The following is an 8041-nucleotide window of genomic DNA, read 5'->3' as shown; positions in this document are numbered from 1 at the left end:
ACGTCGGAGGTTACGACGGCAGCGAATGCGCGGGCTCAATTATAAATGAAACGCCTGACACACCGCGTTCGCCGGCAAGCGCGCTCCTACGGTTTTGAGTCCTGCACCGGTACCGATTCAACCGTAAAAGACTGTGGGAGACGTCGGAGGTTACGACGGCAGCGAATGCGCGGGCTCAATTATAAATGAAACGCCTGACACACCGCGTTCGCCGGCAAGCCGGCGCCTCCAATGGACCGTATCACTCCACGGCCACGTTGTGTTTCTTCAAGAACGCCACGAACGCCTCTTCATCCAGCACCGTCAACCCCAGTTCATTGGCCTTGGTCAGCTTAGACCCGGCCCCCGGTCCAGCAACGACGGCGTAGGTCTTGGCCGAGACAGAGCCTGAAACCTTGGCGCCGAGGCTCTCGAGCTTGTCCTTGGCAACGTCGCGGCTCATCAGTTCCAGCGAGCCGGTAAGCACCCAGGTCTGGCCAGTGAGCGGCAGGCCTTCAACAACCTTCTTCTCGCTTTGCCAGTGCATGCCGAAGTCTTTGAGTTGTCGCTCGATGGCGATCGCGCGCTGGGCGTTTTCTGCAATGTCGAAGAAAGCCCTGACAGACTGCGCCTGCTTTTCCGGCAAGGTCTGACGCATGTCCAGCCAGTCGGCTTTGACTACCCCTTCCAACGTGGTGAACCTGTCGGCCAGTTTCTGCGCCGCACCCGGCCCCACTGATGGAATGTTGAGCTTGTCGAGCATGCCGCCCAACGTTGCGCTGGCAGCGAACTCGGCCCCCAGCTCGCCGACGTCCTGCAGCTGCATCTTGCATTCGCCCAGCAGCGCGCCGATGACGTTCTGGTTGTGTTCGTCTTCGAAGAAACTGTGAATCTCGTGAGCCACTTCCAGACCGATGTCCGGCAGGTAGGTCAGCACTTGCGGCAATGCGACCTTGACCCTCTCCAACGACCCCAGCGAACGCGCCAAGACCTTGGCTGTCTCCTCACCGACATCCGGAATGCCCAGCGCATAAATGAAGCGGGCCAGAGTCGGTTTCTTGCTGTCCTCGATGGCCTTGAGCAGCTTTTTGCTGGAGATTTCGGCAAAACCTTCCAGCTCAATGATGTCGTCGTACTCCAACTTGTAGAGATCGGCGGGCGAACCGATGAGCTTTTCGTCCACCAGTTGCTCGATGGTCTTGTCGCCCAAGCCCTCGATATCCATCGCGCGACGGGATACATAGTGGATGATCGCCTGCTTGAGCTGCGCGCCGCAGGCCAGCCGCCCGACGCAGCGGTACACCGCGCCCTCGCTGACTGTCTCTTTACCCTTGCTGCGTTTGATCAGTTGCGTGCGTTCCACCTGCGAGCCGCACACCGGGCACGTTTGCGGAATTTCGACCTTGCGCGCATCTTCAGGACGACGTTCCAGCACCACCTGCACCACTTGGGGAATCACATCCCCCGCGCGGCGGATGATCACGGTGTCGCCGATCATCAGGCCCAGGCGCGCGACTTCATCCATGTTGTGCAGCGTGGCGTTGGCAACGGTGACCCCCGCCACCTTGACCGGTTTCAGACGCGCGACCGGGGTCACAGCACCGGTGCGCCCGACCTGAAATTCCACATCCAGCAGTTCGGTCAGCTCTTCCATGGCCGGGAATTTGTGAGCGATGGCCCAGCGCGGCTCGCGGGCGCGGAAGCCCAGTTCACGCTGCGCGGCGATGCTGTTGACCTTGAACACCACGCCGTCGATTTCATAGGGCAGCGAGAGGCGGCGCTCGCCGATGTCGTGGTAGTACTTGAGGCAGTCTTCGATCCCTTTAGCAACCTTCAGCTCGCGACTGATGGGCATGCCCCACTCTTTGAGCTGCTGCAGGTTGCCGATGTGGGTCTCGGAAATATCGTGTGACACCTGCCCGATGCCATAGCAGCAGAACTCCAGCGGGCGATTAGCAGTGATCTTCGAATCCAGTTGACGCAAGCTGCCTGCGGCGGCGTTTCGCGGGTTGGCGAAGGTCTTGCCGCCGATTTCCAGTTGACTGGCATTCAGACGTTCGAAGCCGGCCTTGGACATGAAGACTTCGCCACGCACTTCCAGCGTCTGCGGCCAGTTCTTGCCGTGAAGCTTGAGGGGGATGTTGCGCACGGTACGCACGTTGACGCTGATGTCTTCGCCGGTGGTGCCATCGCCGCGGGTGGCACCGCGAACCAGCGCGCCGTCCTGATAGAGCAGGCTTACGGCCAGGCCGTCGAGTTTTGGCTCGCAGCTGTATTCGACTTTGGCGCCATCGCCGAGCAGGTCGCCCACGGGCAAATCCAGGCCTTCGTTCACACGACGATCGAACTCGCGCATGTCGGTTTCTTCAAAGGCGTTGCCCAGGCTGAGCATCGGGATCTCATGACGCACCTGGGTGAATGCCGACAACGCCGCACTGCCAACTCGCTGCGTGGGCGAATCCGGGGTCACCAGATGCGGGTTTGCCGCTTCCAGCGCCTTGAGTTCGTGGAACAGGCGGTCGTACTCGACGTCCGGAATGCTCGGCTCATCGAGAACGTGATAGCGATAGTTGTGTTGATCCAGCTCTGCTCGCAGTTCCAGGATTCGTTGTTCGGCGGCGTTCATAGATAGGTTCTCGAAAAGCAAAAGAGCAGCCGAAGCTGCTCAATTGATATTGCATGTGACGCTGTAGGAGCGCGCTCCTACAAGTAAAAGCAGCGCTGGCTGCAATCAACGACGCTGAGTCAGCGCGCGGCGCTCGAATTCGACGATGCGCTGGCGGTAGTGCTCGATGGTTTGCGCGGTCAACACACTGCGCTGATCATCTTTCAGTTCGCCGTTCAGTTCGTGGGCCAGTTTGCGTGCAGCGGCCACCATCACGTCGAAAGCCTGTTTCGGATGACGCGGCCCCGGCAGACCGAGGAAAAAGCTCACGGCACGGGTGCTGAAATGGTCGATATCGTCCAGATCGAACACGCCTGGCTTGACTGCGTTGGCCATGGAGAACAGCACTTCGCCGTTACCCGCCATGCTTTCGTGGCGATGGAAAATATCCATCTCGCCGAAACGCAGGCCGCTTTCCAGAATATTCTGCAGCAACGCCGGCCCTTTGAAGCCGCTTTCGTCGCGGGAAATCACGCTGATCACCAGCACTTCTTCGACCGGCGCCAGGTCCTTGTCTTCAGTGATGCGTTGCGGCGCCTTGTCATCCGGAAAATCGTCGTCACGGGCGCTGAACAGGCTTGGGCCGTCCACATCCAGATTCAGGTCGCCCTGCTGGGGTTCGTCCTTGCGCTTGTTGCGTTTGCTCTCTCGCTCGGGGCGCTGCGGCCGCTCGCGGGCAGCGCTCATGGTCGGCAGATCCTGCTCGTCGAGCTGGGGTTCTTTCTGGGTTTCAAGGACGCGCGCAGGGCCAAGCACTTCGGCGGACGAGCCTTCTTCGTCGTCCGGCAGATTGGAGAAGCTGCGGTCCAGCCTGAATTTCAGCTTGCCTTTGCCGCCGCGCATCCGGCGCCAGCCGTCAAAAAGAATACCGGCAATGACAATAATGCCGATGACGATCAGCCACTCTCGCAGACCGATTTCCATGTAATCCCGTGCCTCTAATGAAAATTCTGAAAATTAAGGGCCTAAACCCCTTTAAAACGTGGAGCCAACTCTATGTTCTGAATGGCCTTTTACCCACGCAAAATGAAAAGTGGACATTAAGCTAGCACGACCAAAGGTAACTTTACACCGTCTGTTACATCTGCCATCTCGCGTGCATCTGTATCGCTTGGGCTGTTATTCCTGTACCTGGCTGTCAGCGCGTCGCTTTTACCTCCCTATTTGTTCGACCGTATGGCAGTCCGCTATGCATCCACCAGCGCCATCGCCTCCTCTACGTCCACTGCCACGAGGCGCGAACACCCAGGCTCATGCATGGTGACGCCCATCAACTGGTCGGCCATTTCCATGGCGATTTTGTTGTGGGTGATGTAGATGAACTGCACGGTTTGCGACATCTCCTTGACCAGTCGGGCATAGCGGCCCACGTTGGCGTCGTCCAATGGTGCGTCGACTTCGTCGAGCATGCAGAACGGCGCCGGGTTGAGTTTGAAAATGGCAAAAACCAGAGCCAGTGCGGTCAGGGCTTTTTCGCCGCCGGACAGCAAATGGATCGTGCTGTTTTTCTTTCCGGGCGGACGCGCCATGATCGTCACCCCTGTATCGAGTAAATCTTCGCCTGTCAGTTCCAAGTAAGCGCTGCCGCCACCGAAAACTTTTGGAAAAAGTGCCTGAATTCCGCTGTTTATCTGATCAAAGGTCTCTTTGAAGCGGTTGCGTGTTTCCTTATCGATCTTGCGGATCACGTTTTCCAGCGTGTCCAGCGCCTCCACGAGGTCAGCATCCTGTGCGTCCAGATAACGCTTGCGCTCGGATTGCTGCTGATATTCGTCGATGGCCGCAAGGTTGATCGCGCCCAGACGCTGAATGCGCGCATCGATGCGGCCCAGTTCTTCTTCGGCGTCCTTCTCGTTGGCCTCAGGGGTCAAGGTTGCGAGCACACCGTTTAGATCGTAGCCGTCTTCGTGCAGTTGCTCCTGCAGGGCCTTGCGGCGCACGGTCAGCGATTGCCATTCCAGCCGCTGTTGCTCCAGTTGCCCGCGCAGAAGCTGTGATTGCTGCTCGGCCTGGGTCCGGCGTTTTTCGGCTTCGCGCAGTTCGCGGTCGGCGTCTTCCAGGGCATTTTTCGCGGTGCGCATTTCGTCGTCGACGACCATGCGCTTTTCCAACAACTCCTCGAGCTTCAGACGCAGCTCTTCCAGGGGCGCGGCGCCCTCCTCCAGGCCGAGGTTCAATTGCTCGCGCTTTTCGGTGAGGCGTTCGGATTGCATTTCCAGACGCTCCAGCGCCTGACGCGTCGAATCGTGCTGCGCGCGCAACGAACTCAAGCGCACGGCCAACTGGTTGCTGTGGTCCTTATGCTGACGGGCTTCCTGACGCACCCGGTCCAGACGCTCGCGCAGACTGTCGCGCTGAGCCAGCAGCAATTCGCGCTGTTCGGTGTCCAGCGCCATGCTGTCAAGTGCGTCCTGCAATTGCAGGCGCGACTCGCCGAGGCTTTCTTGCTCAAGGGCACGTTGCTCGGCCAGTTCGGTCAGTTCTTCGTCCAGACGCGTGCGGCGCAGCGTCAGTTGCTCGACCTTGGCCTTGGCCGCTGACAACTGCGCCTTGAGTTCGCTCTGTTGACGGGCCTCGTCCTGCAAGCGACGACGCAACTGCTCGCGACTGTCTTCCTGCAAGCGCTGTTGCTCGCGTTGCCTGAGCAACTGGTCCTCGAGCGCGGCCAGGGTGGCTTCGCGCTCTTCGCGTTCGGCTTCAAGGCGCTGCAATTCCTGACCACGGGCCAGCACGCCGCTTTCCGCTTCGCTGGCACGTCGCACGCGCAGGAAGTCGCGACCGACCCAATAGCCGTCTCGACTGATCAGGCTTTGTCCGGCGCTCAGTTGCGCCCGCAGCGACAAGGCATCGTCGAGGGTTTCCACCGGTTTGACCTGCCCCAGCCAACTGCTCAGATCGATACGGGTTTGGACCTTGTCCAGCAAGCTGCCGGGAATGCGCGCCATATCCGCGCTCGGTTTGATCAGCCGCAGATCGCCCTGGCTGAATCCGGCCAGATCGAGACCGGCAAAATCGTCGACCAGGACCGCGTGCAGATCGGCGCCCAGCACGGTTTCGACCGCCAACTCCCAGCCCGCTTCGACGCGCAAGTCTTCGGCCAGCCGCGGCCGCTCGCTCAACTGCTGATCGCTCAACCATTCGGCCGTGCCGGTGCCCGGATCAAGCGCGGCCTGCTGCAAGGCTTCCAGCGACGCGATCCGGCCGTTCAAACGCTGCAGATCGCCCTGAGCCTGTTGCTGGGATTGCGTGGCCTGTTGCAGTTCGAGGCGCAATTGCTCAAGGCGCTCGATGAGTTGTTCTTCCTCGGCGGTCAGCTCTTCGAAGGCCATTTCCCGAGTGGCGAGGTCTTCGGAGAGGTCCAGGATCGCGGCGCCTTCGGGGTCGGCGGCCAGCAGCTGACGCTCTTCGCCCAGCCGGCGCTGACGCTCGGCGAGGCGCTCCATGCTGGTTTCCAGCTGCTGAATGCGTGACTGCTGAACTTCGGCCTGACGACGAGGTTCGGCCGAAGATACGTTGAAAGCGTCCCACTTCTCCTGCCAGCCGTGCATCGCGGTTTCGGCTTCTTCCAGCGCTGCGGCGGATTCTTCGGCGGCGGCAAGGGTCATTTCCTGCTCCGGCTCGAGCATCTCCAGCTCTTCGCCGAGGGTCGCGAGCAAGGTACGGTCGTGGCCCAGGTGCGATTCGGTTTCCTGCCGCGCACGCTCGGCTTCGCGCAGGTCGTCCTGCAACTGACGCAGACGTTGCTGGCCATGCTGAATGCTTTGCTCGTTGCGCGCGATGTCGCCGCCCACCGAATAGAAACGCCCCTGCACCAGATTGAATCGCTCGGAGAGGTCGTGATGGCCGTCGCGCAACCGCTCGATGGCGGCATCGGCGCTGCGTTGGTCGGCGACCAGCGCTTCGAAGCTGACTTCCTGGGTCCCGATGATCGACTCGCGCTGCGCCACCTGATCGTTCAACGCCTGCCAGCGCAGGGCCGACAGTTGCGCCTTGAGCTGGCGCTCTTCGGCCTTGTATTGCTGATACTTCTCGGCGGCCTGGGCCTGACGATGCAGACGCTCCAGCTGACGCTCCAGCTCTTCGCGCAGGTCGGTCAGGCGCGCGAGGTTTTCGTGGGTGCGACGAATGCGGTTCTCGGTTTCGCGACGGCGCTCCTTGTACTTGGAGATGCCCGCAGCTTCCTCGATGAAATTGCGCAGGTCTTCGGGCTTGGCCTCGATCAGCTTGGAGATCATGCCCTGTTCGATGATCGAGTAGCTGCGCGGGCCCAGGCCGGTGCCGAGGAAGATGTCTGTGATGTCGCGACGACGGCACTTGGTGCCGTTCAGGTAATAGCTGTTCTGGCTGTCGCGGGTGACTTTGCGGCGAATGGAAATTTCCGCGTAGCTGGCATATTCGCCGACCAGGGTGCTGTCGGAGTTATCGAACACCAGCTCGATGCTCGCCTGGCTCACCGGTTTGCGGCTGGTCGAGCCATTGAAGATGACGTCAGTCATCGATTCGCCGCGCAGGTTCTTGGCCGAGCTTTCGCCCATGACCCAGCGCACCGCGTCGATGATGTTGGATTTACCGCATCCATTGGGGCCGACCACGGCCGCCATGTTGCTGGGGAAATTCACCGTCGTCGGATCGACGAACGACTTGAACCCGGCCAGCCTGATGCATTTGAGGCGCATGGATCAGCTGGCCGCCAAGGCTGACAGGATCGACTGGCAGCTGCGCTCGGCGTAGCTGGTCAGGACTGCGCGGATGCGCGCCAGATCACGGGCGACGACCGCTTCGAGCAGCTGGCCGAACAGGGTCAGGTACTCGCTCATCTCGGCCTGACGCTGCTCCAGCGCCAGATAGTAGAAACGGCTCATGGACGGCTGCAGGTTCTCGACGGTCTCTTCCAGATAGGGGTTGTTGGCGAACGGATAGGCCGCGCGCATCACGTTGAAGCTGTCTTCGACGAAGCTTTTCACATCGCTGCGCTCGCAATTGGCAATCAGACGCTGCTGGATTTGCAGGAATGGCGCCAGGTCGAGTTCTTCCTGCCAGCTTTTGGCCACCGCAAGGCCCAGCAGGATGTACAACTCACTCATCAAGGTGCACAGGCTCTGGATGTTGTGTGGGGTCAGGACAGTCACCTGCGCACCGCGACGTGGCAGGATCACGATCAGGTGGCGGCGTTCGAGGATCAGCAGCGCTTCACGGACCGAACCGCGGCTGACATTGAGCGCGGCAGTGACCTTGTGCTCCTGAATCCGCTCCCCAGGCTTGAGCTCGCCGCGAATGATCCGCTCGGCGAGGTGATGAGCGATCTGCTCAGCGAGGCTGTCCGGTGCCTTGAACGTCATTTCTTTCCTTTAAACCAATAGCTGCACTCAAGCGGCGAAGTGTATCGCACTGCATACC

At 60.5% G+C, this 8041-nt stretch carries 4 protein-coding genes; all 4 read right to left on the bottom strand.

Annotation, left to right across the window (positions count from 1 at the left end):
- Nucleotides 1-241 precede the first annotated feature (241 nt).
- Nucleotides 242-2605: an NAD-dependent DNA ligase LigA gene (ligA, locus tag CE491_RS02250; RefSeq protein ID WP_110946749.1), complete on the bottom strand. Its 2364-nt coding sequence runs from the start codon at nucleotides 2603-2605 to the stop codon at nucleotides 242-244.
- Nucleotides 2606-2710: 105 nt separating this feature from the next.
- Nucleotides 2711-3568 (bottom strand): cell division protein ZipA, encoded by an 858-nt coding sequence (gene zipA, locus CE491_RS02245; RefSeq protein ID WP_110946748.1) that lies wholly within the window; start codon nucleotides 3566-3568, stop codon nucleotides 2711-2713.
- 263 nt (nucleotides 3569-3831) lie between these two features.
- Nucleotides 3832-7320, bottom strand: coding sequence for a chromosome segregation protein SMC (smc, locus tag CE491_RS02240; RefSeq protein ID WP_110946747.1), 3489 nt, complete (start codon nucleotides 7318-7320; stop codon nucleotides 3832-3834).
- A gap of 3 nt (nucleotides 7321-7323) precedes the next feature.
- Complete coding sequence (locus CE491_RS02235; RefSeq protein WP_110946746.1) at nucleotides 7324-7983, bottom strand: GntR family transcriptional regulator; 660 nt, start codon at nucleotides 7981-7983, stop codon at nucleotides 7324-7326.
- Between the last annotated feature and the right edge of the window lie 58 nt (nucleotides 7984-8041).

This window comes from Pseudomonas bohemica (assembly GCF_002934685.1).
Lineage (GTDB): Bacteria > Pseudomonadota > Gammaproteobacteria > Pseudomonadales > Pseudomonadaceae > Aquipseudomonas > Aquipseudomonas bohemica.
The sequence above is the reverse complement of the archived record's forward strand: the minus strand, read 5'-3'. Positions and strand labels throughout refer to the sequence as shown.

Coding starts and splice junctions, on each gene's coding strand:
- CE491_RS02235 (WP_110946746.1), bottom strand. CDS start 7,983: ATGACGTTCAAGGCACCGGACAGCCTCGCTGAGCAGATCGCTCATCAC.
- zipA (WP_110946748.1), bottom strand. CDS start 3,568: ATGGAAATCGGTCTGCGAGAGTGGCTGATCGTCATCGGCATTATTGTC.
- ligA (WP_110946749.1), bottom strand. CDS start 2,605: ATGAACGCCGCCGAACAACGAATCCTGGAACTGCGAGCAGAGCTGGAT.
- smc (WP_110946747.1), bottom strand. CDS start 7,320: ATGCGCCTCAAATGCATCAGGCTGGCCGGGTTCAAGTCGTTCGTCGAT.